Raw genomic sequence first — 24069 nt, forward strand, 5'->3', positions numbered from 1 at the left:
TATCATGGTGGCGAAGTTCAGTGAAGTGCGGTGGAATAAATCAGTGTTTCCTTAGGAATGAGTTGCTATTGCCTGCTCAATTCCCGCGTGATTATCCGCAACAATGTTTTCATAGCTTGCTCACATGCAATAAATGGAGGCTTTCAAGAAAACATCAGTGCACATTTTCGCTGCAAAATATAAAGAAAAAAAACACGCACAAATCAAGCTGGAAGTGAAAGCACGTAATGACGGAGGTGGAGTGAAATACGGGGGGGGGAATCGCTGATGTCGACCAAAAGCAAAAACGTCGGTGCCGAAAATAATCAAAAACATTATGTAATACATGAACGACAAGGCCAGCATTACTGCTGGCCTGTCGTTCAATTTTTACGTAAACATCATGGTGTTATGTTACCAAGTATTACCTGGCATTATAAAAATTTCTTCCAGAACTAGTAGGGTATGCATTAAAGCAAGATCCTGATGGATTATTAGTTCCTACCATGCACCAAACATTATTGGATTCAACTTTTGGCTTTGCTACATTATGGGCTACAAGGAACGGATTAGCTGGACCATGCACTGCCCTTACCCCATGTTCACTCTCACCTACACTTGGCATATCTTCAGCCATGTTATAGGGAAGACGAACTCCCTTGGCATCAACCTTAATATGTTGTGCCTGACCACTTATATCTGCTTTCGTGAAATAGTTACCCGACGTATCATGAGCATGCCCATCATCAGTGCTAGGAGAAGCATGCGCATCAGCAGCTCCATGCCCATTCTTCTCCTGGGTAGAAGCTTGTGCCAATGAAATGCCAAATGCAAAACAGGAAACGATAGCTAGATTAATAACAGTTTTTTTCATTATAAGCTCCTTAATATCAAATATTACGAGGATAGTTGAGCGGGGGTGAAATGTGCCTCACTCCTACAAGCTTTTATTGCTACTGCGTTAAGTGTGCAAATAATCATCATGGAAGTAAATCAATATTCAAGCTCTCCATAGTACCAAACAGTATTTATTGAATTTAATTTATTTCAATATCCACATAACTCATTGATACTAAAATTAAGATTCACCGGCTACAGAAAAAAACATACGTATAAAGTATTCTCCTGATAAATCCCTGTTCCATTTTTATTAAATGCATAATACATAACATCTTGCTTCAATTAAAATACCATGCCCATTTGATCGAATTACATTGACCACATGGATATAAGTACATGTAGCAGCTTATAAACGGCATTTAAAAATCGCACCGTCTACAGCAACCACTGCATACAACTTCTCACGCCACAATCAACTTCATGGAGTTTCCGGCAAGTGTCTTTAATAATAAGGCAACCAGTCGTCAACTTTAGTCCCGCTCAGTTTCACGTGCCTCACCTTTATTTATATATATTAGTGAGAGCCGCATAATAGGACGATGGCTATAAAAAGTAAATAAGCAAATCGTTTAAGCCACACGAATACCACTAGCACATGAAAATGAATGAGCAAATTCATATTCGATAGACCGCAGAATACGTGGATACCTCAGCAGTAATGAACAACTAAAAACCATGTTTCAAAAATATCAACACAAACTGGAAATAGAATTGTTTACCGTGCATAGCAGAAATGCACATTGTTAACATCCACGTAACTGCCTTTTGCCTAAATAAAAGGCCAGCATAAGCCGGCCTTTTATTTAGGCATTACCCGGATCACACAACAACCATATCGCAGACACCATTGGCCAACTTGTCAACTAAATGGTTTTGTCCAATATCGGCAACCCTTGTTAAGAGTTGATTAACACAGCCAAAGTTATAGCCACCAATCTGGCCATCATGATTGATATCCGCTTGTCAGAAGAATTTCTTTAATCTTTATCCATCTTCTTAGACTCGGATTTCATATCCTCTGAGGTAATTTTGCCATCACCGTTGACATCCATTTCCTTAAATTTCTTAGCGTGGTAAGCATCAAATTCGTCATTGGTGATTGCACCATCGGTATTAGCATCCATAGCCTTGAACATTTTTTCATGCATTTTTTCATGCATTTTTCCATGATGATGAGCTTCGGAATCATGCATTTTACCATGATGTGCATCGGGATCCGCGTGAGCTAATGTAGCGCCTAATGCAAAGCAAGACATAACCACAAGGTAATTAACAGTTTTTTTCATATGTAACTCCATTTATAAACTTACAAAAGATTGTTTAGTATACTTAACTTCATATTGCTTTTAAGAGTTTTGCTGAGATCCTATTATTGGGCAAGACAGCATTCCACCCTTTTTTTATTTTACGAGACAATCTATATATGGTCTGTGCGATACCGTACACATTAGATAATAAGCAAGGCGATTGCTCTTATTGAGCCAACCGTAAAAACCTTTCAGTAAATACTAATAAACAGAGAATACCAAGCGCAAACTCCCCAGGGAGACATGTTTCGGCTAAAGCTGGATATCAGATACTGAATCAGCCCCATGCGCTGCACAAACTCACAAATCAAATTGACTTGTCAAAAAACGAGCTTTCAAGCCCTCTTCCGCCCGGCAGGACTTTCAATCCGGGGAAATTAAAAAGATATATTTTCTAGAGGCCGGACCCTCACTCATGGGCCGGGCTTGTCCAACAAACGGATTAGATATTTTATTTGCCCGCCACATATTTTTCATAATATACTTAAAAAATAGTCATTGATCAAAATTAAAGTAGTACAGGTTTCGACATATACCAAACAGCAATGACATTCGCTATAACTCAACTGGAGGAAACATCAATGTGGAAACTCTATCGGGCAGATTTGCTTGGGAAAGATCTAGAAACTAACCTGCGCCAAATAATCGTCGAAGCGCGCGCAAAGCGTCATAAAATCCTCTCAGTGGAGCATTTGCTGCTGGCCATGTTGGATAATTCTTCAGCGGTAGAGGTATTGCAGTCCCGCGGAGTGGATATTGAAGAGTTACGCATCTTACTGATTGATTTTGTAGATGAAAATACACCTGTCGCACCTGACAGCGACGAAATTAATACGCAACCTACACTTGCCTTCCACCGCGTAATCCAAAGCGCGATCCTGCATGTGAAATCAACTAACAAGAAAGAAGTATTCGGCAGAAACATTCTGGTTTTTCTACTTAATGAGTATGATTCCCATGCTGTATCCCTACTTAACCAACGCACCATATACACGCTGGACGACAGCACAGACAAGAACGATAGCAGCGCAGTTTCTAACGTGTATAGCAATGCAGGTATCGTTGATCCTCACGACGTGCATCGTGCTGCCAAGAATGAATCGCTACTAGCCGCCGGGCTGATGCCAAAGGTGAGTATAGATGAGACTGGCGCTAACCTGGGCTACTACAGTGCCGATTTGGGAGCCGACACGCTGGCTGCGTTGGCCAATGCAGCACGCTAATGATTGTATAGGATAACGAGAGAAGGTATTTGCGTTGGAATTAGTCTGACGCAAATACCCTAACATCCAAGCTACGCTCCGCCGCAATTATTTCCGGCGCTCGCATATTATTATGCCCATCGCTATAAACCAACGCCAGCGTCTTAACCTCAATTCAAATACATCGTCCGGATACTCAGAGCAACCATAGTTTTTAATCAAGTTGCACGAGCGCCAACAAATCTGTTCAGGTATCAATGCACACTTGATCAAATCTCCCTGCGCGAAAAAATGCCACTCATGCTGAGTTGCATGGCGTTAAGAGTAATCAACTACGCGGAAGTCATTGCGGTCACATAGTAAATTTGATGCGTTGATTGTATGCCTGTATCAAGAGCGAAGTATGCGCCATCAGCAAAGCTGGCAGCGCATTCGACACGATCAAAATCAGAAGTGGCCATCATCGTACCATCTTCAATCACCTAAAAACCGTAAGAGAATAGACAAATGACTACCAGGCAGGACTGAATAGATTATGGAGGGGCTACGCTTGGTCAGTAAGCTCACTGGCCACGTGTAGCCCTCGCATAAACTGAGAGCCTGTGAAAAAATCAAAAGGCGGATTCAAGTTCGAAGTGCAACACATTGCCAATTCACCTTTATTGCATAAAGACCAAGGGGTTGATACTTCTGGCGGGGTCAAGGGCGGCTAAGCCGCGCCACGTGTGGTACTTGCCCTTGATGCCGCCAGAAGTATCGATCAAACTTAAAAAGGCCATGAGAACTCCTGTTGCAACCCGTGTTGCACTTCGAACTTGAATCCGCTTTTTTCATCGATTATGAAAGCGTTTCTTATGTTGTTGCCACAGTTGCTGGAAGATTTCTTTCAGAAAGTACTTGTTGCCTTAGGCGAGTACGAGATGTCCCAGGAGAAAAAATCATTCGTCTGTAAATGTTGTGGCAATGACACCAAATTTATATGGAAGACGCGGCATGGAAAGGCTACGACCATTCTTACCTGGTTCCGCTATATCACGCTCAAACAGCTCCAGGTGGAATGCAAGGGGTGCGGCAGCAAGCAGTACATCACCCGGGCGTTGCTCGGCATGGAGCCGAGGAAGAGGATTCCCGAAGAAACCCTGCGCAAGTTGGCTCTGATGGGAGCGTTGACGTCCTACCGTGTATCGGAGAAGTTCGGCAAGATGTTCGGGTGGGCGATAGACAAGATGACGATCTGGAAGTCGGTGCAACAGGTTGGTGCCGGGATGGATTTTGTTCTGGACGAAAATGAGGAACCTCGTTGCGAGGCGGATGGAACCGGCGTTGGGATTACCGGAATCGCCAAACGGGGCAAGGAATTGAAGGTGTTGGTGCAGTATAAGAAAAGTGGCGGAATCAGGGTGGCGGGCATCGATATCGGCAACTACAACGGTTCATGGGACAAGCTGCTTCAAAAGAGTATCGGGGTGATCAAGAAATTCAAGGAACCATTTTTGCTTACGGCCGGCGGTGATATTTCTATCTTTGAAAGCCTGAAAGGAAAAGTGACGGTGCTTGTCCAGCGATGTTTATGGCATATCCCCTATCAGGCACAGTATGTTTTATGGTCGGACGGCGTCAAACGGAAAAGCGGAGAATGGTTGCATATTGTGGCGGAGCTTATGGAAATATGCGCGATCCGGTCTTTGGTAGACTGCCCCGATACGATCAAAGCGATGATCGGATCCAAGAAAGCGCGGCTGGAAAAGGTTATCGTTTACTGTCGGAAAAAAGGATTCAAGCGTTGCGTAATTTATCTTGAGAATGTTCGTGGCGATATGTTCACGGCTTTGGAAAACAGGTTGGAAGGCAAAACGACAAGCAGGGTAGCGCGGCTGTTTCGGACGGTGAATATGAGGGTCAATGTACGCAAGTGGAGCACTGAAGGAGCACTCAATGTCACCAAGGTTCGACTCGCGTAATACTACAACGGGTTTGATGCTTAACGGTGACACTACGACAGCAAAATTGGGAGCATTATTTCAGGTCTCCTATTGACAACGCTACCAAATCATTGACTGGACAAAATTCTGCATCTTCTTTCTGATGGCAATTTTGCTGGCAGTAGTTTCCTTTAGGATGCGCCGAATAAAAATTTGATTATTTCTCAGCCTCCGAGAAGAATTCAGAGGTACAACGTTTAACGATGGGTGTTGTTGCTCTCAATATTGCTCTTTATAAACTGCTGGGCAGACGGTCCGCTTTCAGCTTCCACTTGGACTGTACCTCCATCTGTGCGCACAGACTCTTCCGCCATTTTGTTCATTACAATAATGTTGATGCGACGGTTAATCGGATTGAATGGATCTTTCCCGTCGAACAGCACAGCAGAAGACAATCCCACCACCCGTACCATTTTTTCCTCCGCCATCCCCCCTGCAATCAACTCACGGCGCGAGGCATTGGCACGATCTGCCGACAGATCCCAATTGCTGTAGCCCTTTTCTCCAAAAGAATATGGCCGAGCATCTGTATGTCCCGATAAGCTCACCTTGTTTGGCACTTGATTCAGCATCCTGCCAATTTCACGCAGAATTACTATGGTATAGGGTTCGAGTTTTGCACTCCCACTCTGAAACATGGGACGATTTTCTTCATCCACGATTTGGATGCGCAGGCCTTCAGTGGTAATGTCAAGAAGGATCTGTTTCTTGAATTGTTGCAGTTTGGCGTCGGCGTCGATCGCTTTTTCCAGGCTGGCTTTCAACATCTTGAGCTTGTCCAGTTCGTTGCGTCTTTCAATACGCAAAGCTTCTTCAGTTGCCACCTTCAGGTTGACTGTCCTCTTTTCAGTCGGAAGCTCCCCCTGCTTCACTTGGCCTTCGCTACGCGTCAAGTCTTTACCCCCTCCCTTGATCAGGCTGGAGCTATCGCCGCTGCCAGATCCACCCAACAGTGAAACCTTGAGCGGCGTATTAAAATATTCAGATATACCTTTCAAATCACCTTTAGTAGTCGAACCCAACAACCACATCAGCAGAAAAAAGGCCATCATTGCAGTAACAAAATCGGCGTAGGCAATTTTCCATGCGCCTCCATGATGCCCGCCCGCCACCTTCTTAATACGCTTAACTACTATGAGTCTTTTATCATCGCTCGCCATGATGCAGCTCTCTCAAGGTGAATTTTCTATTCAGCGCTTTTGTTTGACGTGTTCTTCCAGCTCGATGAAACTGGGACGTTCAGTAGAATTTAGCACCTTTCGACCAAACTCTACCGCCATCGCCGGGGCGTAGCCATTCAGATTGGCCAGCAATGCAACCTTGACTGTCTGGAACATTTTGCCCGACTCTTCCGCCTTTTGTTCCAGCAGAGTCGCCAAGGGGCCGACGAAACCATAAGCCAGCAGGATACCCAGAAAGGTGCCGACCAATGCTGCGCCGATCAGCGCGCCCAATTCGGCGGGTGGTAGTCCGACAGACCCCATGGTATGCACAACCCCCATAACTGCCGCAACTATTCCGAAAGCTGGCAAGGCATCACCAAGCTTGGCGAGCACATGCGACGGTACCATTGCCTCATGGTGATGGGTTTCTATTTCTACATCCATCAGGTTCTCGATTTCCATCGCATTCAGGTTGCCGCTCAACATGATTCGTAGGTAATCTGCCATAAATTCAATTATATGATGATCCGCCATTATTTTTGGATACTTTGCAAAGAGAGGACTCTCATTTGTATTCTCAATGTCGTTTTCAATGGCCATTAATCCTTCTTTTCGGATTTTTCCAAGCAACTCATAAAGCAGGGCCATTAATTCCATGTAATGGTTTTTAGTATATTTTGCCCCCTTAAATATACTAGGCAATGCTTTCAAAGTAGCCTTGATTGCCTTGCTACTATTTCCCACTAAAAAAGCACCCGAGCCAGCACCTGCTATCATCAGTAGCTCAATTGGTTGAAGCAATGCTGCCAAATGCCCACCTGCCAATGCAAATCCACCGAACACAGAAATTAAAACTATTACATATCCGGCAATTACCAACATGGCCCAGCTCCCTTGAATTGCGCCCAAAGCGATCTTTTGTGGCAGTGTAGTATCAACTTCTTGAAAAACTTCGGATAAAAATCGGATAAATCGACATTATTTCGTGCATTCACACAACCGGATAGCGTAAACATCATCATGATTATTCCACATGGCCTTTTGTGACGGTAACGGCACCCGATAGTAAAACTTTAATTCGCCACGCTTAATGCCAACAAACTTGATGCTGCGGCGTTCCTTTTTGTTTTCCCGGCACGGGAGGGTGGGCGACAGATGCCGCACACATAGCCGGCATACAGTCCATTGGCATGTGCTATGAAATGTCCACCACATTCGGTGCAACCTGTCAGTTGCAGCATCTGTGCATCAAAGAACCGTACTAGAAACCATGCACGTGTAACACTCAATATCGGCTCATCGCCGCTAGCATTGATTTGCTCGAGATACAAACAATAACTTTTAATTAGTGCCTCGACGCCCGTTAAGCGGGTATGCCTCAGCAGAAATTGATGAATGTCAATAAACAGCGAAGAATGGATGTTAGGCGACCAGCTCATGAACCAGTCGGTTGAATAAGGCAGCATACCCTTGGACGGCGAAACACCCTTTACCTCCTTGTATAGCTTAAGCAAACGTTCACGACTTAAAGCGGTTTCTTCCTGCAGCAATTGCAAACGTGCTCCTAGCTTGATTAAATCCACGGCAATCTGGATTTGGTAAGCTTCAGTGACCACACTCTTGTTTCGCATTATGATCCCCCACTAATAGTTGATTTTTAAATCAAGCAGCTAAAGCCTCCAAAGTCTGCCCGGTCATCAGGATAGTGGTGTGCGCTTGCGACATCATCCTGTTCTTGTTGTAATCGGTAATCATATTGAGTAGAAGTTTTTCATCAAAGCGAAAGCGACACAACAACATATTGGATGCCGCCATTTTGAGTAATTGTGCTGAGCTTAACCCGGCGATGAGTTCAACCATTTCTTGGCTAATTCCAAGACGAAAAATGGCTGCCTCCTTATCTTCCTGAATCATCTGCCGCGCGAGCAGCATATAAGAAAGATTGGCTTCTTTAATTTCTTGATGAAGTTGATCTGTATTCATGATTCGTCCCCTTGCAAGTTAACAACACTGTCTTTTTCGACGGTTGAATATTGCTACGCGAACGAACAGAAAGAAATCAGAAGACTTCCGATCTCTTTGTAAGAAACTTTCCTACACGGACAGACAAGCCTCCACTTACCCGTATTAGGTTGTAAGCGGAGGATTCCATGCTTACCTGAATCTGCAAGGGGACAAATTCAAGCTTACGTTTTTGTTATCGACAGCCAATAGCAAGACTTTAGCTTTTTTTTGAAATATATTTCACTTGACGTGACAAATAGCGCAAACCATTGATATATATTGCCATACAGTTATGGACCGCATGCTTCGCCCACATTTGCATACTTGATACCTTGCCAATATTTTTCTGAATGGGTGGCATGGCAAATACTCACTGATTCCCTGAGTAGCCAAATAATTTAGCGTTAGGAATGGGCTAATGAAAGAATTTTTATACAGAGTTGACGCTGCTAGATTAAAATTTAGCCCTACTATCCTGCATCAGCAATACTTGTGAGCACGCTAAATTAGTTGATTTTTCATTCAACGATGATAACTCTTACACCATCCTGAAAACCTGATTGATGTATCATAGTAATTAGTCTCAACCTTATGAAATAACAAATAGAATATGGTTGCCAGTAAACTTCGAGTCTTATTAGTGGAAACCTCGCTAGAGGATGCCCAACGCACGCTCACAAAACTGGAACAGAGCGGTTATGCGGTTGAACATCGACGAGTAGATAATGCGTTAGCCATGCAAGCTGCTTTGATTGAAGATGAGTGGGACGTGGTGCTATGCAGCTATGACCTATCCGGATTTTGTGGACTTGCCGCGCTCGAGCTAATGCAATCGAAAGAAGTGGATCTTCCTTTTCTATTCCTGTCGCATGACTTGCATGAAGAAACCATCATCCATACCATGCAATCCGGCGCGGATGATTATATTTTTAAGGGGAGCTTAAATAGGCTCGCTCCCTCAATAGCGCATAATTTGCGTGCGGCGCGTGTTCGTTGCGAACACCGCCAAGCACAAACAGCCTTACAAGAAAATCAAGCGCGTCTGCAAGCCTTCATCACCAACCTGCCGGGTATGGCCTATCAAGTATTGCTCAAACATGACGGCGACATTTCCTTTCCATATATCAGCGACGGCAGCAAAGCGCTTCTCGACTTGAACCCGCAGGATTTAGAAAAATATCCTCATTTATTCATGGATATGCTTCACCCGGATGACCGCTTCTCCTATGAGCAATCCATGCGCACTTCAGCAGATAATCTTTCCTTCTGGAACTGGGAAGGACGTATCATGATCTTGCCAGAAGGCGAGATTAAATGGATCAACCTACGCTGCAGCCCTCGAAAAGTATTGCATGGCGACATTCAGTGGGAAGGAATCATGTCCAACATCAGCCAAAGCAAACAGGCGGAAATCGAAATAAAATATTCGCAGGGGCAATTGCGTGAACTATCCTCTCACATCCAGCTCGTACGCGAACAGGAGCGACTCAACATTGCGCGTGAGGTGCATGACGACTTGGGAAGTACTCTTACTGCCATTAAGCTCAACATCGCTTGGCTGGGTGGACGCCTGAGTAAGGAAGCACCTGAACTGATTGCAAAAATTAAGGATGTTGAAAACCTGGTTGATAAATGTACCGCCGCCGCCAATGACATCTCTCATTCCCTGCGTCCAAGCACGCTGGACTGCTTCGGAATCATCGCAGCAATGGAAATTGAAGTGGATGAATTTGAACAGCGCACCGGCATTTCTTGCGTATTCAACCACCCAGATGAAGATATCACTCTAGGTCCAGATATCGCCATCGCGCTGTTCCGCATCCTGCAAGAAACACTCACCAATATCATGAAACATGCACATGCCAGCAAAGTAACAATTGATCTATATAATCAAGCTACCTGCGTCGAAATGACCGTTAGCGACAATGGTCTCGGCTTTACCGAATCCGACCGCATCAAACCGCGCTCTTTCGGCCTGCGTGGCATTAACGAACGAGTCGCCTATTTCGGCGGTAATGTGCATATCAACGGCACACCCGGTTCAGGAACCACAATTAAAGCACGCATCCCGCATCAACCTGAACCAACAGCTGTTGGCGGCTTTTTTTTGCCACAGCCACAGCAAAAGCTGTTGTGATGAACACTATTAAAATCAACCATGATTAATATATTAGTTGTGGATGATCACGCACTGATCCGCAAAGGCATGAAGCAGATCCTCAATGACACCGAGGACATACGCGTAACCGGAGAAGCTGAAAATGGCATGCAAGCCATTAAGATGGCGCAAGAAAACGCATACGATTTGGTGTTACTAGATATCAGCATGCCTGATAAACATGGCATTGATGTACTCAAACAACTCAAGCTCAATAAGCCGCAATTACCGGTGCTGATATTAAGTATGCATGAGGAAAACCAATATGCATTGCGTTCTATGAAGGCCGGTGCGGCAGGCTATCTCAGCAAACAAAGCGCCCCGACGCAACTGGTTACCGCTATACGCCAAGTCGCCTGCGGCAAGAAATACATTAGCAACGAACTGGCAGAAGAATTAGCCAATGGCCTGTCACAAGGATATCAGGAACTGCTGCACCAAACCCTATCCAACCGCGAATACCAGACGCTGTGCCTGATGGCATCTGGCAAGAGTCTAAGCGAAATGGCGGAGACTCTATCGCTCAGTGCCAAGACCGTAAGCGTTTACCGCGCACGCTTATTGGAAAAAATGAAACTGAAGAACAATGCCGAAGCGGTTCGTTACGCAATCAAAAACCACTTGATCGAATAATGCCTTTTTCATATTTATCGAAGAATAAATAAATCTAATACATTGGATGTTAGTCGCAATAGCATTCTTTTTGGCTTAGAAATTAATCATCTTATTCAGGTTAACGCTGTTTACTTGAATACATGACGAAAAATCGCAATGGGAAACTCTCAGTTTTAAGAAAATTCACGTTTATATCGACATACCCCTAGATATACAACTTTCAATTTATAATCAATTCATTATAGAACAGCCGGAGCAATATTGCCGGACCCTATTATTATAATATACAACAATTCTTGTGTTCTATTTCCAGAATTGCCACCATGATTTTTTGTTCTCCGGGGATTTTTTGACGGCCGGCTTAATACCATCCTTCGCAATGTTTTTGTCTAGCACGCGCTGTGAATCGTCGCGTAAATCTTTCTGTCCCATCGCATCATAGGCCTGCACCATGATTTGCAGAGCGTCGCGTGTAGCCGGAGCCTGCGGGAATTCAATGAGTACACCATTGGCACGGTTGATAGCGGCCACATAGGCTCCGCGGCGTAAATAATAACTCGCGACTTGCGTTTCATGGCGCGCCAATGCATTAATTAAGTATTGCATGCGTAATTTTGAATCGGCTGCATACTTACTGTTAGGAAAACGTGTAACCAGATCCTTGAATGCATCAAAAGCCTCGCGCGGCGCCTTGGGATTACGCTCGGACACGTCCGGTTGAAAGCCCTCGCCAAAGATACCGAGATCTTCGTCGAAATTGACCAATCCTTTCAAGTAATAGGCATAATCCACGTTCGGACTGTTCGGGTATTGCTTAATAAAGCGCTCCACCGCAGAAAGTGCTGATTCAGGTTCATTTTGCTTGTAGTATGCGTATGCTATCTCCATCTGTGCCTGCTGTGCATAACGGCCGTAAGGGTATCGGGATTGCAAGGTCTCAAATAGCTTTATGGCGCCAGGGTAATTGGCATTATTCATCTGCTCCGTGGCCTGCGCGTAGATTCCCTCGGCGGAATCCGCTGCGGATTTTTCGTTCTTCGGAGAGAAAATACTGCACGCAGTTAGCATGAACAGCAGAATTAAAGTTAAACTATGGCGCATGGCAGAATCCAAAAAAATATTGTCCAATTATACCGCAAACCTTTCTGTACCTAGCCTGCTTACATTGAAGACTGCCCCACTTTCGTTCAAAGTTCCCGACGAATGCGCGGGGATGCGCCTTGATCAGGTATTAGCCAAGCTGCTGCCAGAGTATTCTCGCAGCCGTCTGCAAGACTGGATCACGCAGCAGCAGGTTAAACTCGATGGTGCGGCCACCACTTCCAAACAAAAGGTATGGGGCGGCGAAGCGATAGAAGTCATGCTGCAATCGAATCCTGCCGAACAACCTTATCAAGCCGAGGATATCGAGCTAAACATCTTATTTGAAGATGACAGCATACTCATCATCAACAAGCTGGCAGGACTAGTGGTGCATCCCGGAAGCGGCAATTGGAATGGCACTCTACTCAACGCCTTGCTCCATCATGCGCCTCAACTTTCAGAAATACCGCGCGCCGGCATTGTGCATAGGCTGGATAAGGATACCAGCGGATTGCTGGTCGTTGCAAAAACACTTACCACGCAGACGGCGCTAGTGCGCCAGTTGCAAGCACGCAGCGTGCAGCGCGAATACTATGCGCTGGTGTATGGCGAAGTGGTACGCGCCGGCACGGTAAATGCACCCATAGGCCGTCATCCAACGCTGCGTACCAAGATGGCAGTAGTGGAAGACGGCAAACCCGCAATCACACATTACACCATAGCGGAGCGCTTCCCCGGCTGCACCCTGCTTCGCTGCAAACTGGAAACTGGACGCACCCATCAGATCCGCGTTCACCTTGCCTACATTCGCCATCCGCTGATTGGAGACAGCGTATATATCAAGGGGGCACAGAAATGCGCGCCACATTTGCGCCAAATCTTGGCCGCTTTTCCACGTCAGGCGTTGCACGCGACTCAACTCGGTCTAGAGCATCCGATAACGGGTGAATGGTTGGAATGGCAAGCCCCAATGCCAAACGACATAATGCAGCTGCTAAAAAACATCAGGAGCGCATCGAATGAACTTGCTTGAGCATTGCCTTATCCCTGACTGGCCTGCTCCAAAAAATGTTAGGACACTACAAACTACGCGTAACGGCGGGATCAGTGCTGCTCCCTACGACACTCTCAATCTCAGCAGTAACGTAGGCGATGCGCCTTTAGCCGTGGCGCGCAATCGCATGCTGCTGGAACCAATGCTGCCAAGCGAGCCGGTGTGGCTTAAGCAAGTGCATGGTGTGGCAGTAGCTGATGCGGCACGGGCCGAATGTTGGCCCGAGGCCGACGCCTGTGTATCTACACACCCAGGCGCAGTGTGTGTAGTTATGACAGCAGATTGCCTGCCAGTGCTGCTGTGCAATGATAAAGGCAGTGTAGTCAGCGCAGTGCATGCAGGATGGCGTGGATTGTGCGACGGTGTAATTGAACACGCCGTGCATGCCATGGGCATGTCTTCCAATACGCTTATGGCTTGGCTGGGGCCTGCAATAGGTGTGCAAGCCTTCGAAGTGGGCGATGAAGTGCGTGCAGAGTTTGTTGCCAAGGATCCGCAAGCTGTTGCAGCCTTCGTGCCTGGCACATCCGGGAAATGGTTCACCGACATCTATCAGCTTGCAGGTCTGCGCCTGAATGCATTGGGTGTTACGCGTGTATATGGAGGCGGCCTATGTACCTATACAGACAGCGCAAACTTCTTCTCTTATCGGCGTGATAGTGTAACGGGGAGGATGGGAACATTTATCTGGCTGGATAAGTGATTCCCCATTCTTTAGCCCTGCGAAAGCAGGGTAAACAGATATTAACGTTGAGGATATTTATAAAATTTCCACGCATTAAGACTTCAGCCGTTAACTAAAATCGAAATAATTGCATGGGGTTGCCAGCTAAGCGCCTGGTAATAAAAAAGTCAATCGGCCGAACTAATTCACAGCAATTTTTTGACTTGATCCGTTAATCTCTGCCTCATCTGGATAGCTCGCCAAACAATTCTTTGATGTCCAAGATTAATATAATCTCACCCTCGCTGGACATTGTCACGCCTGCCACACCCTTGGGCCGGAAAGTATCCAATGACTTGATCACCACATCATCGTGTCCGGCAAAACCATCTGCCGAGAGGATGAAACTGTTTTTATCGATCTGCATCAGCACACCCACTTCAGGTTTGTCAGTCTGTTCCCAGCCAATCAGGCTGGCCAATGAAAGCACCGGCAGTACCTCACCGCGCACCACCATGGTGGCTTTGCCGGCTATCTGTTGCAGATCATTCGGTGGAACCGATAAAATCTCCCGCACCAATGACAGTGGCACTGCAAATGATTGATTGCAGAGGCGTAACAGCAGCACTGGCAGGATCGCTAACGTGAGTGGCAATGAAATGGTGAACTCACTACCCTTACCCGGCACAGATGTAATACCGATGGTGCCGCTCAACTTCTCAATGTTGGTTTTCACCACATCCATGCCGACCCCACGACCGGAGACACTGGAAATCTCTTCTTTAGTTGAAAATCCTGGAAGCAAAATCAAACTCAAGCTCTGCTCATCATCCAGACTACTCGCGGATTCCGCACTGATTATTCCCTTCTCAATTGCCTTGTTGCGGATCACCTCGGGACGCATGCCTTTGCCATCATCGGTTATCCTTATGATGATGTGATCCCCCTCCTGTTGAGCGCTCAAATGCACTAAGCTCTTCGCTGCTTTACCCACCGCCGCGCGCTGTTCCGAACTTTCCACGCCGTGATCCACCGCATTACGAATCAAGTGCACTAGAGGATCGTTAAGATCCTCAATCATGGTTTTATCGATCTCGGTCTCTTCACCGGACAACACCAACTCAACATCCTTACCAAGTTGACGCGCCAAGTCGCGAGCCAAACGAGGATATTTATTGAAAAGGCGACCGATAGGTTGCATACGCGTCTTCATCACTGCATTTTGCAGATTTACTACCAGCATATCGAGCTGACTGACTGACTCGTCTAATGCAAGCAATATGGCCGCGTCAGATCGCCCCTGCAGAATGTCGGTGCGTAGATGGGTCAAGCGATTTTTGGTCAATCCAATTTCGCCGGAAAGATTGAGCACTTGATCCAGCCGGTCAGTATCAACACGAATAGTGTTATCCTTGCCCGCCTCATTTTCGCGGCGCCCGGCAGCTGGAGCTTTATTACCTGGAGTATCGGTGCCACGTCGGCCAAACGAACGAAGTTCTGGGGGTGACGTTTCCACGCCGCCTGCAGGCGGCAATGGTGCCTGCGTTGCGGCTGGTGAAGGAGGAGCTGCAGCAGATGACACTGATATCGCACCGGATCCGACCTGAACTTGAACGGGTGAAGTAGTCACCAAGGCCTGATACAAAACATCCCATTCTGGACTAGCTACTGATGAAGATAGAGCATTATTAACCGCAGATTCGAGCATAACCTCCTGCGGTGCAACAGTCGAAACCACAACAACCTCTCCATTCAGGGCGGCGTGCAGCGCGGAAATCAGGTGGGGAGGAGCGGCGTCTGGCTGCCTATATTGTGCTAATGCGTCAAACATCAGCCTGACCTCTCCCGTCGCTGCAAAAATCGCGTCCATAAGATCCGCATTCAAAACTAGCTCACCGTTTCGCAGATTGTCGAACAGGTTTTCAGTGAGATGACATAACGTGACTAACTCCGTCGCATTGAGAAATCCGGCGCCACCCTTTATGGTGTGGAAACCACGAAAGATGATATTGAGCAGATCGCGATCATGTGGCTGTTTTTCCAAGTCAATCAGCTTGCTGTCGACGTCAGACAGCAAATCTGAGGCTTCCGTCAGAAAATCCTGCATTAATTCTTCCATACCTGCAAAATCATTCATTTTAGAACCCCATGCTTTCTAGCAAGTCATCTACTTGATCCTGATTGGTTACCACATCGGTTCGCCCTGACGCATTTATCACCGGACCATTCAGCAGCCCGGCATGAGCATCATGGTTATCCATAGGTGGAGAGCTCTCAACCAGCAACGCCACAAGCTGCTTTTCCAGGTTTTGTGTCACATCCACAATTTTTTTGATGACCTGTCCAGTCAAATCCTGAAAGTCTTGTGCCATCATGATTTCAGTCAAGTAGGCATTAGTAGCCTTTGCCTGTTTGGGCACCTCAGTCAAAAAAGCACGGGTCTGCGTTACCAAGCTCTTAAACTTCTCAATATCGAGTTGTTTGTCAAAAAGCTGCTGCCATTCCCGTGCCAGTAGTTGAGAGTCGGCCTCAATTTTTGTCATAATAGGCTGCGCAGCCTCAGTGGCATTTAGCACCCGTTCAGCTGCTTTTTGAGTCATGGTAACTACATAACCTAGGCGATCACGAGCATCAGGAATAAAAGACGCGACTTTCTCGAGATCCTTGTCATAACCTAGTTCATGCAGGGTGTCATGAAACTTGCGCGTCATTTGTCCTAACTTGTTTACTACATTGTCCGATGGAATACCCGCATCAGCGTTTTGGTTCAACCCCTTATTATCCGAAGGCGATGCAATATTGGCAGCCTCTCCTTCACGACCATCACTTGCCGAAGCAATGCTGTCAAACAACGCTTCCAAGTCATCTGAATCTTGTCCTGCAACTGCTTTCTTAGTCATGGCATCACTCACTTTTGCATGGTCAGGAAAATTTTCTTCAGTTTTTCATCTAGCGTGGCGGCGGTAAACGGCTTAACAACATAGCCGCTGGCACCTGCCTGTGCCGCCTCAATAATGTTTTCGCGCTTGGCTTCAGCGGTCACCATTAATACTGGCAAGTGTTTCAGTGTTGCATCAGCACGGATGGCTCTAAGCAGTTCAATGCCGGTCATATTAGGCATATTCCAATCAGACACCACAAAATTAAAACTCTCACTATGTAACTTTTTTAACGCATCGACACCATCTTCCGCCTCTTGCACATTGACGAAACCAAGCTCCTTGAGTAGGTTACGCACAATACGACGCATTGTGGAAAAGTCGTCCACCACCAAAAATTTCATATTTGCATCTACCACAATATACCTCCAGTTGCTTTTAGTTCTAAGGGGAACGGTGGACAGGTAGGAATGTAAAACCATTCGCTGTGTTACGTCTTTTATTATCTTTTATTCTTATTCCTTATCCCGTTAACCATGTTTAGATACATCAAGTCAGCAAAGGCCGCAATGTACTGCTCAACATCACCGCATCAAATTTGGGCACGTAATAATCCACTCCAACCCGTTTCCCCATATCACGGTTGGCATCAGACGACAGCGACGAATGCATAACCACCGGAATGCCATCGAAACGCTTGTCCGCCTTGATATGCTGAGTCAGCACATAGCCATCCATCACCGGCATTTCTGCATCTACAAGCACCACTTGAATCTGGTCATGCAGATCCATACCACTACTCTGCGCGGTATCCGCCAGTCCCTTCAAGCGCTCCCATCCTTCCAGCCCGTTGTTCGCGTGCAAATTTTTAACACCCATCTTATCCAACACTTCGGTTATTTTCTTACGCGCTACTGCTGAGTCATCCACGAAAAAGATGCATAATTCATGTCCATTTTCGATCTTATCTACGCTGCCCACCACATCCTCACCAAATGCGCATGCAAGAATCTGCTCGACATCCAATATCGAAACGAGCTTGCCATCCGGCAACTCTGTGATCGCAGTAATCATGTCCTTGTTACCTGAAAACATGTCATCCGCAGGGCGCACCTTATCCCAGTCAACTCGAATAATTCGATCTACGTCATGCACTAGAAAACCAAGAATATGACGGCTATATTCGGCCACCATCATAGTGCTTTGGGCGTCCGCCGCTGATCCATCAAGCCCCATAAATTTAGCCAAGGTCAGTACGGGAAGAATATGTCCACGTAGTGACACAATGCCATCTACACCAGACGGCATGTTGGGTGTCTTGGTAATCGCCATCGCACGGCACACCTCCTTGACCTTGAATACATTGATGCCAAAGGTTTCTGGAGTGCCCAGCGAGAACAACAGTATCTCCATCTTATTAGAACCGGCCAGGCTGGTTCTAGCATCCACAGTATCGAACAGGCCACCTGTACTCTGCGACAGAGACGCATCGTCCACCAACTGTGATTGATATTCGGCAATCGACATGATCAGTCCTTTCTGTTTCTGGTCAGCAGCCGAGCAAGCGTCTGCGAAAGCTTCTTCGGTTCAAATTTTGGTACGTACTCATCCACCCCGACAGCCTTGCCGAGCTGCTGATTGGACTCGCTGGAGAGCGACGAATGCATCAACACCGGGATATTGTCAAAACGCCTATCTTCCTTGATCTTGCGCGTAAGCATGTAGCCGTCCATTTCCGGCATTTCTACATCGGTGAGAATGACCTGCACCATATCACTCACGGGTATCCCCGCCGATTCAGCGTAACTAGCAATCTTTTGCAATTCTTCCCACGCCTTGCGACCATTAATAGCAGAAATATGATTTACCTGCATTGCGTCTAGCGCACCGACAATCTGCTTACGCGCTACTGCAGAATCATCGGCAAAAAAAACTGTTCGATCAGCCACACCTAAGGGCTTAACAGTCTTCAATGCAAGGTCATCATTAAAATGTCCGGTTTCAGCCAACACTTTTTCTACATCCATCATCATCACCAACCGCCCATCTGCCAGCTCAGTGACGGCAGTCACCAAACCACCCATTTGGGCATTAAGCATTTCCGGCGGCACCCTCATAGAGGCCCAATCGAGACGCAGAATGGTATCCACCGCCTCGACTAAAAAGCCCTGAGTGTGGCCATTGTATTCAGTGACCACCATAATTCCTGGTTTCATGTCAGTCTGCACCCCGGTGTATTTCGCCAAATCGATCACTGGCACCAGCACTCCGCGCAGACTTACCATGCCCTCCACTGAGCCAGGCATTTCTGGCGCATGAGTAATGGGCGGCACACGCATCACTTCACGTACCTTGAACACATTGATACCAAAGGTTTCGCAGCGTCCAGTGCGACTATCCAAGCCAAGCGTGAACATCAGAATTTCCAGCTTGTTGGTACCTGCCAGCTTGGTGCGCCCATCTATATTTCTAAGCAATTCAGACATGACTAACCCCGTTACTGTAAGCCCCTCTCTCCTTAACACTTCATTCCCCGTATTCACTCTCTCCACAGAAGGGAGAGGTATACAAGCTGGACAATGAAGCGCGGGAGCGCGCGGCATTATTGTTTTAGTAATTACACCTTAAAGTGGGCCACAGCGGCCTCCATATCTCCAGCCAACTTCTCCAACCGTAATATGTCCTGTCCGACATGCTCGATCGCCGCATAGTTTTCCTCCGCCATTTGCGCAATACTTTCGACATGACGAGCAATTTCATGGCTGCCCTTGCTTTGCTCATCCACTGATGCGGCAATATTGCTCACTCCACTGCTGACATCTGTTACCGAAGCTCCCGCCTGTACCAGCATGCTGGATACAGTGTTAATCTGCTGCTGAGTAGACTTTAATGACTGCAAGCCATGCTCAATGGCTTTTTCCACATTGCCGGATTGCACATCCAGCGTGCTGGTTACCTTGTCGATTTCACGGGCCGATTGCGCAGATTTTTCAGCCAGCTTGCGAACTTCGTCCGCCACCACCGCAAAGCCTCGCCCTTGTTCACCCGCGCGAGCCGCTTCAATCGCTGCATTCAACGCCAACAGATTGGTTTGATCGGCGATATCCTTTACCTGTTGAGTCATACTAGCAATTGTCCGCGCGCTTTGCACGAAATCACCGACCGATGCCGCAATCTGATTCACCGCTTTTTCAATGCTGGCGATTTCGAGAATCATGACTTCGGCGCTTTGATTACCTTTCTTGGTTTGTTGCAGACTTTGCTCGGAAAGCTTATGCACATCTGCAGCAGTCGCCGCCACTTCCGAAATACTTACCGTCATCTGCTCTACCGCTGCAGCTGTGGAAGCCGCTGCTTCATTCTGCGACTGCGAACTGTGAGTAATTTTCAGAGAGGCTGCAGAAAGCTGAGTAGTACTCTGGCGAACCTGCTTGGAACTTTCGATAACATTATTAATAATTACCTGCATACTGCCAATCAGCAGATTGAAGGATTTACCCGTCTCCGCAATTTCATTCTCGCCTTCTACAACGATGCGGTGCGTGAGATTATTGTCACTCTGAATAAGGGCAATAGTTTCGCGCAAGGAATGCAATTCGGTAACAATACTTCTGACGATAAACAATCCCGCCATCACGGTCACCAGAATGGCCAACAAGCCGAATATCGCACTGGCCATGAAAGCCGTGCGGGCACTGGCTGCAGTAGCAGCAGAAGATGCTCGTATGCGCTCGGCAAGCAGATTCTCAACTTCTTTCATGCTATTGATCTTGGATGTAATACTGCTAAACCACTTGGTTGGCTCAATACCAAAATCACCCACAGCCACTTTTTCTATCACTACCTTGCGCATGCCTTCCACTTCATCCACAGATGAACCAGACATCTTGCTTTTGTAAAGTGCGCGGGCCTCATCAGTCGCGTAATTAATAAAAGTATCCAGATGCGTCAGCTGCGCGGAGATGTGGCCAATAAAAGTCCGATACTGCGCTGGTTCAATTTTGCTGGCTGTAAATACCGGCACCATTAACGCACGCTCTTGTCCAGAACGTTCCTTAGCATAAAGGAAAGCAAGGTATGCCGTCATTTGTTTGGCCACTTGCAAGTCACTGGCCTGCTCGGTGATCACCGGCATTATTTCAAGAAGAGTGGCGACGGCCTTGGTGTAATAGCCGGCAGCTTCTGGCGCGGTGATTCTGAACTGCGAGGCGGCATCGCGGTTATCTTTAAGGCCATCCAGCTTGCTTATTGCGGCATCCATCGTAGTGCGGAGGGACGTTGGCATACTGGCTGTATTCAGATGGGAATAATTACTCTTGAGCACCCCTATTTTTAGATCCGTTTCGGCGCGATATCCCGGCAGGTCATTGGCAAATTTCTCGCCTTTGGACTGAACAAAACCCGCCGTGGCACCGCGTTCAATTTGCAGGTTATGCGTAGCGTCACCTATAGCAACAGCGACGTTCATCAATGCTTCGGTTTGCGTCAGACTTCTCCACTCCCTATAGCTTTGTTCAGCATTAAAGGCCGCGAAAATAATCAGCCCAATAAGCGGCAGAGCCAGTAACAGTATCAATTTTTTTGATATAGAAATATTTTTCATGATTTGCCACATGCCTTATATAAAAAGAAACTATTTATTACACAGCAACAATTAATTCGAATTATTTTTTTATTTCAACCTGAATCGCTTAATTGTCAATGCTGCGCAATGATTAAAATTATTAGCTCCATAAGTTAAATTGGAATCTAAATTTTTAGTTTAAAAAGATATCACCCCACCACTTTTTATTGACTTCACTTCACATATTTCAGATTGATCCACGAAATGTCATGTGGCGTTAAGTCTCGTAAAAAATATCCTTCTTACAGCTACTTGTAACGGCGGCGCAACTGGAAACTTTAGGGCGCATTTAATAAATTAGAAAAATTTCAATCCACATTTCACCGCAGCCTGCAACGTGACGTTACCTCCATTTAGCAATAATTGCGCCATGAATAATGAAGGTGGCGACTGCTAGTACAGCAAGTGTTTAATCTTCAGAAAAGAGACCATTGGACTTACGTGAATCATCAAACCTTGGCCTGCTCGAATTGCTCAATATAACCAGAAGGGTCTTGAGAATGATCGCGCCAAGGGATATTGTAAAAATATGGGTACAGCATATGCCGACTAAAAGGATTTGATCCACAGAAAAGCGACTGAAATCCATGACTTCATCAACTATTGCACCCGTACATCTGGCGGTGAAGTCGATAAAATCAGACGCAGTAAAAAGCCGGGACGAATCAAAGACCAGAGCGAGAGTCGTGCCCGTCTTTGCGGTAATCAACGATTGAAGGGTTAAACGAAAGTGCGCAATTGAGGTTTGGCCAAGAACGCCAGCCGGAAATTTACGGGCTTGATATTAGTGAACAGCGCGTCTGCCTGCTAGCAAATGATAATGGCACAGGAACGGCCACAGTGGGCTCTATGTGACTTGTTCAGCTTGCCATAGCACAAGGCCTATTTAAAAATTAAGGCCAGCTTAAAGCTGGCCTTAATTTTAACTTTTAAAATCGTAATAATTATTTTTTAAGCCACTGCTTGAAACCTGAAGTAGGAGTGAAATGCACTTTACCTAAAGTATCGCCACTTCCCATTGCATTGCCTGTGGTTGCAGCATCTTTTCCAGCCCCGTACATTTTAGTGTCGGTAGGTTCGTTATTTCCAACCACCGCTGATGCTAGCCTGAAATCTGGCATACGTTGACCATCATCATTTTTATGGCCAGGATCGATTGTAAAGTCCCGGGCTTGCGAAAGGTTTATCAATGCCCCAGGTGCATGAGAGTGTCCAGGCGCATCACGCTCACCTTCAAAACCGACATACTGTTTGCAGCAGTTCCATGGGGTGTTCAGGCCTTTCCCTGTAAACGGGGTGGCTTTATCTGCTGTAAATGCCGGCTTAGGTGCCGAAATTGCTTGCGCCTGCGCTAACGAAGCGCCAAATACAAAACAGGAAGCAATAGCGAGACTAATAACATTTTTTTTCATGAGAAGCTCCTTATATATAAAACTTGCGAGATTAGTTGAATAGAGTCAAGGCATGCCAAGCTTCTACGCCACAGGCTTTTACGGAGCCTACCCATACTCCAAATTCGGCAGACTCAGAGTAGCATACTACGGGCCAGATTCGGAATGTGTCAAGAACTTTGAGATCACCAGGTCAAAAAAAGTTTTCATCCCTGTTTTTATGTTCCCTCCACTTTCATTACCCAGACCTGATTTAGACTAATTCCTACCTTGATCGTCAATGCCGCGTTGCTCAACTCACAGCAGCTGAACATCATTTCAGTCCATTAATATTGATGTAATAAGGGGATTATGAGATTTCCTGAACTCGGTACTGCAATCCGCTTCATGCAGAAACGATAAGACGAGTATAAAGTCGCCTTATCGCTAAATGTTGCTTAAGACGAATCTAGCTAGACTTAATGCAACATCTTGCCTTCATGATTTTTTCTCCAGTTTGCCATGAATTCTATTAATTCATCTCCTGTTATTCTGTCATCCTTCTTGATATCGATACTGCCATCGATTTCATCGAAATGTTCTTTTATCAACGGAACAGTTGCCGCTTCATCCTGGGTTAGGTAACCGTCACGATTGGCATCTGCTAAAACAAAGTCAATAAATAGCACTTGTTCATGCGAGACTCTGCCATCGTTCTTTTTCCCTAATTGCTGGAGACGTTTATCAAAATAAGTTTTATACTCTTCATTAGTAATCGAATTTGACATGTCATCGAAGCTCTTGTCATGCTTCATTTCTATCGTTTTTTGCCCTTCTCTTTGCCACCCGGCTGGGTCCTTTATCGCATACGCCGATGTAGCAACCAATGCAAGACTGGAAACAATCGCCAGACTAAGAATAGTTTTATTCATGATAATCTCCTTAATATTAAGTTATTACATTAATGGTTGCGTAGAGGCGGAGCATACTGCGCTTCTACACATTTAAAACGAGCCTAACTATTCTTATTAACTTAGCTGACTCTGAAGCGAAAAATAACAGCAAAATAATGCAGAGTCTGTGCG

General features: G+C 46.2%; 21 protein-coding genes. 6 read left to right on the top strand and 15 right to left on the bottom strand.

The window, feature by feature from the left end; genetic code table 11:
* Positions 1-403: 403 nt before the first annotated feature.
* Together MJ768_RS01305 and MJ768_RS01310 are read right to left on the bottom strand one after the other, a co-directional pair.
* Positions 404-853, bottom strand: a complete 450-nt coding sequence (locus MJ768_RS01305) for a hypothetical protein (protein ID WP_239287488.1) — start codon at positions 851-853, stop codon at positions 404-406.
* A gap of 1003 nt (positions 854-1856) precedes the next feature.
* The gene (locus MJ768_RS01310; RefSeq protein ID WP_239287489.1) at positions 1857-2165 is read right to left on the bottom strand and encodes a hypothetical protein; all 309 of its coding nucleotides are present in this window, start codon (positions 2163-2165) and stop codon (positions 1857-1859) included.
* A gap of 602 nt (positions 2166-2767) precedes the next feature.
* Between MJ768_RS01310 and MJ768_RS01315 the strand changes: the two genes are divergently transcribed.
* On the top strand, positions 2768-3409 hold the full coding sequence (locus MJ768_RS01315; RefSeq protein ID WP_239287490.1) for a Clp protease N-terminal domain-containing protein: 642 nt from the start codon (positions 2768-2770) through the stop codon (positions 3407-3409).
* A gap of 818 nt (positions 3410-4227) precedes the next feature.
* Complete coding sequence (locus MJ768_RS01320) at positions 4228-5349, top strand: hypothetical protein (RefSeq protein WP_239287491.1); 1122 nt, start codon at positions 4228-4230, stop codon at positions 5347-5349.
* 218 nt (positions 5350-5567) lie between these two features.
* On the opposite strand, the gene motB is transcribed toward MJ768_RS01320, so the two are convergent.
* From motB to flhD, 4 genes are all read right to left on the bottom strand, one after another.
* Positions 5568-6530, bottom strand: coding sequence for a flagellar motor protein MotB (motB, locus tag MJ768_RS01325; protein WP_239287492.1), 963 nt, complete (start codon positions 6528-6530; stop codon positions 5568-5570).
* Positions 6531-6560: 30 nt separating this feature from the next.
* Positions 6561-7415: a flagellar motor stator protein MotA gene (gene motA, locus MJ768_RS01330; protein ID WP_239287493.1), complete on the bottom strand. Its 855-nt coding sequence runs from the start codon at positions 7413-7415 to the stop codon at positions 6561-6563.
* Positions 7416-7606: 191 nt separating this feature from the next.
* Positions 7607-8164 carry a flagellar transcriptional regulator FlhC gene (flhC, locus tag MJ768_RS01335; RefSeq protein WP_239287494.1) on the bottom strand — a complete coding sequence of 186 codons (558 nt, stop codon included), beginning with the start codon at positions 8162-8164 and terminating at the stop codon, positions 7607-7609.
* Between the two features lie 31 nt (positions 8165-8195).
* The gene (gene flhD / locus MJ768_RS01340; protein ID WP_239287495.1) at positions 8196-8516 is read right to left on the bottom strand and encodes a flagellar transcriptional regulator FlhD; all 321 of its coding nucleotides are present in this window, start codon (positions 8514-8516) and stop codon (positions 8196-8198) included.
* A 661-nt stretch (positions 8517-9177) separates the two neighbouring features.
* On the opposite strand from flhD, the gene MJ768_RS01345 reads away from it, so the two are divergent.
* Together MJ768_RS01345 and MJ768_RS01350 are read left to right on the top strand one after the other, a co-directional pair.
* Positions 9178-10674 (top strand): hybrid sensor histidine kinase/response regulator, encoded by a 1497-nt coding sequence (locus tag MJ768_RS01345; RefSeq protein ID WP_239287496.1) that lies wholly within the window; start codon positions 9178-9180, stop codon positions 10672-10674.
* Positions 10675-10695: 21 nt separating this feature from the next.
* Positions 10696-11328: a response regulator gene (locus MJ768_RS01350; RefSeq protein ID WP_239287497.1), complete on the top strand. Its 633-nt coding sequence runs from the start codon at positions 10696-10698 to the stop codon at positions 11326-11328.
* 285 nt (positions 11329-11613) lie between these two features.
* Here the strand turns inward: MJ768_RS01350 and MJ768_RS01355 are convergent, their stop codons facing one another.
* A complete protein-coding gene (locus MJ768_RS01355; protein ID WP_239287498.1) occupies positions 11614-12411 on the bottom strand; it encodes an outer membrane protein assembly factor BamD in 798 nt (265 codons plus the stop codon).
* On the opposite strand from MJ768_RS01355, the gene rluD reads away from it, so the two are divergent.
* Together rluD and pgeF are read left to right on the top strand one after the other, a co-directional pair.
* On the top strand, positions 12377-13426 hold the full coding sequence (rluD, locus tag MJ768_RS01360) for a 23S rRNA pseudouridine(1911/1915/1917) synthase RluD (protein WP_239287499.1): 1050 nt from the start codon (positions 12377-12379) through the stop codon (positions 13424-13426). The two genes, MJ768_RS01355 and rluD, sit on opposite strands and share 35 nt — an antisense overlap.
* Positions 13413-14150, top strand: a complete 738-nt coding sequence (pgeF, locus tag MJ768_RS01365; protein ID WP_239287500.1) for a peptidoglycan editing factor PgeF — start codon at positions 13413-13415, stop codon at positions 14148-14150. The genes rluD and pgeF overlap by 14 nt, the downstream gene beginning before the upstream one ends.
* A gap of 205 nt (positions 14151-14355) precedes the next feature.
* Here pgeF and MJ768_RS01370 read toward each other — a convergent pair whose 3' ends face one another.
* From MJ768_RS01370 to MJ768_RS01405, 8 genes are all read right to left on the bottom strand, one after another.
* Positions 14356-16248, bottom strand: a complete 1893-nt coding sequence (locus tag MJ768_RS01370) for a chemotaxis protein CheA (RefSeq protein ID WP_239287501.1) — start codon at positions 16246-16248, stop codon at positions 14356-14358.
* A gap of 1 nt (position 16249) precedes the next feature.
* On the bottom strand, positions 16250-17011 hold the full coding sequence (gene cheZ, locus MJ768_RS01375; RefSeq protein WP_239287502.1) for a protein phosphatase CheZ: 762 nt from the start codon (positions 17009-17011) through the stop codon (positions 16250-16252).
* An 8-nt stretch (positions 17012-17019) separates the two neighbouring features.
* A complete protein-coding gene (gene cheY, locus MJ768_RS01380) occupies positions 17020-17394 on the bottom strand; it encodes a chemotaxis response regulator CheY (RefSeq protein ID WP_239287549.1) in 375 nt (124 codons plus the stop codon).
* Between the two features lie 145 nt (positions 17395-17539).
* A complete protein-coding gene (locus MJ768_RS01385) occupies positions 17540-18517 on the bottom strand; it encodes a chemotaxis protein (protein WP_445082955.1) in 978 nt (325 codons plus the stop codon).
* A 2-nt stretch (positions 18518-18519) separates the two neighbouring features.
* Positions 18520-19476, bottom strand: a complete 957-nt coding sequence (locus MJ768_RS01390) for a chemotaxis protein (protein WP_239287504.1) — start codon at positions 19474-19476, stop codon at positions 18520-18522.
* A 131-nt stretch (positions 19477-19607) separates the two neighbouring features.
* Positions 19608-21593 carry a methyl-accepting chemotaxis protein gene (locus MJ768_RS01395; RefSeq protein WP_239287505.1) on the bottom strand — a complete coding sequence of 662 codons (1986 nt, stop codon included), beginning with the start codon at positions 21591-21593 and terminating at the stop codon, positions 19608-19610.
* 965 nt (positions 21594-22558) lie between these two features.
* Positions 22559-23026, bottom strand: a complete 468-nt coding sequence (locus MJ768_RS01400; protein ID WP_239287506.1) for a hypothetical protein — start codon at positions 23024-23026, stop codon at positions 22559-22561.
* A gap of 437 nt (positions 23027-23463) precedes the next feature.
* Positions 23464-23916, bottom strand: coding sequence for an EF-hand domain-containing protein (locus tag MJ768_RS01405; RefSeq protein WP_239287507.1), 453 nt, complete (start codon positions 23914-23916; stop codon positions 23464-23466).
* Positions 23917-24069 lie beyond the last annotated feature (153 nt).

The organism is Candidatus Nitrotoga sp. 1052 (assembly GCF_927312905.1).
Taxonomy (GTDB): domain Bacteria; phylum Pseudomonadota; class Gammaproteobacteria; order Burkholderiales; family Gallionellaceae; genus Nitrotoga.

Excerpts from the sequence above, each read along its gene's own strand:
- motA (WP_239287493.1), bottom strand. The coding sequence starts at position 7,415 with ATGTTGGTAATTGCCGGATATGTAATAGTTTTAATTTCTGTGTTCGGT.
- cheZ (WP_239287502.1), bottom strand. The coding sequence starts at position 17,011 with ATGACTAAGAAAGCAGTTGCAGGACAAGATTCAGATGACTTGGAAGCG.
- MJ768_RS01310 (WP_239287489.1), bottom strand. The coding sequence starts at position 2,165 with ATGAAAAAAACTGTTAATTACCTTGTGGTTATGTCTTGCTTTGCATTA.
- MJ768_RS01315 (WP_239287490.1), top strand. The coding sequence starts at position 2,768 with ATGTGGAAACTCTATCGGGCAGATTTGCTTGGGAAAGATCTAGAAACT.
- flhD (WP_239287495.1), bottom strand. The coding sequence starts at position 8,516 with ATGAATACAGATCAACTTCATCAAGAAATTAAAGAAGCCAATCTTTCT.
- cheY (WP_239287549.1), bottom strand. The coding sequence starts at position 17,394 with ATGAAATTTTTGGTGGTGGACGACTTTTCCACAATGCGTCGTATTGTG.
- MJ768_RS01390 (WP_239287504.1), bottom strand. The coding sequence starts at position 19,476 with ATGTCTGAATTGCTTAGAAATATAGATGGGCGCACCAAGCTGGCAGGT.
- MJ768_RS01320 (WP_239287491.1), top strand. The coding sequence starts at position 4,228 with ATGAAAGCGTTTCTTATGTTGTTGCCACAGTTGCTGGAAGATTTCTTT.
- MJ768_RS01385 (WP_445082955.1), bottom strand. The coding sequence starts at position 18,517 with ATGTCGATTGCCGAATATCAATCACAGTTGGTGGACGATGCGTCTCTG.
- pgeF (WP_239287500.1), top strand. The coding sequence starts at position 13,413 with ATGAACTTGCTTGAGCATTGCCTTATCCCTGACTGGCCTGCTCCAAAA.
- MJ768_RS01350 (WP_239287497.1), top strand. The coding sequence starts at position 10,696 with ATGATTAATATATTAGTTGTGGATGATCACGCACTGATCCGCAAAGGC.
- MJ768_RS01305 (WP_239287488.1), bottom strand. The coding sequence starts at position 853 with ATGAAAAAAACTGTTATTAATCTAGCTATCGTTTCCTGTTTTGCATTT.
- motB (WP_239287492.1), bottom strand. The coding sequence starts at position 6,530 with ATGGCGAGCGATGATAAAAGACTCATAGTAGTTAAGCGTATTAAGAAG.
- MJ768_RS01400 (WP_239287506.1), bottom strand. The coding sequence starts at position 23,026 with ATGAAAAAAAATGTTATTAGTCTCGCTATTGCTTCCTGTTTTGTATTT.
- MJ768_RS01405 (WP_239287507.1), bottom strand. The coding sequence starts at position 23,916 with ATGAATAAAACTATTCTTAGTCTGGCGATTGTTTCCAGTCTTGCATTG.
- MJ768_RS01355 (WP_239287498.1), bottom strand. The coding sequence starts at position 12,411 with ATGCGCCATAGTTTAACTTTAATTCTGCTGTTCATGCTAACTGCGTGC.
- flhC (WP_239287494.1), bottom strand. The coding sequence starts at position 8,164 with ATGCGAAACAAGAGTGTGGTCACTGAAGCTTACCAAATCCAGATTGCC.
- MJ768_RS01395 (WP_239287505.1), bottom strand. The coding sequence starts at position 21,593 with ATGAAAAATATTTCTATATCAAAAAAATTGATACTGTTACTGGCTCTG.
- MJ768_RS01370 (WP_239287501.1), bottom strand. The coding sequence starts at position 16,248 with ATGAATGATTTTGCAGGTATGGAAGAATTAATGCAGGATTTTCTGACG.
- rluD (WP_239287499.1), top strand. The coding sequence starts at position 12,377 with ATGAACAGCAGAATTAAAGTTAAACTATGGCGCATGGCAGAATCCAAA.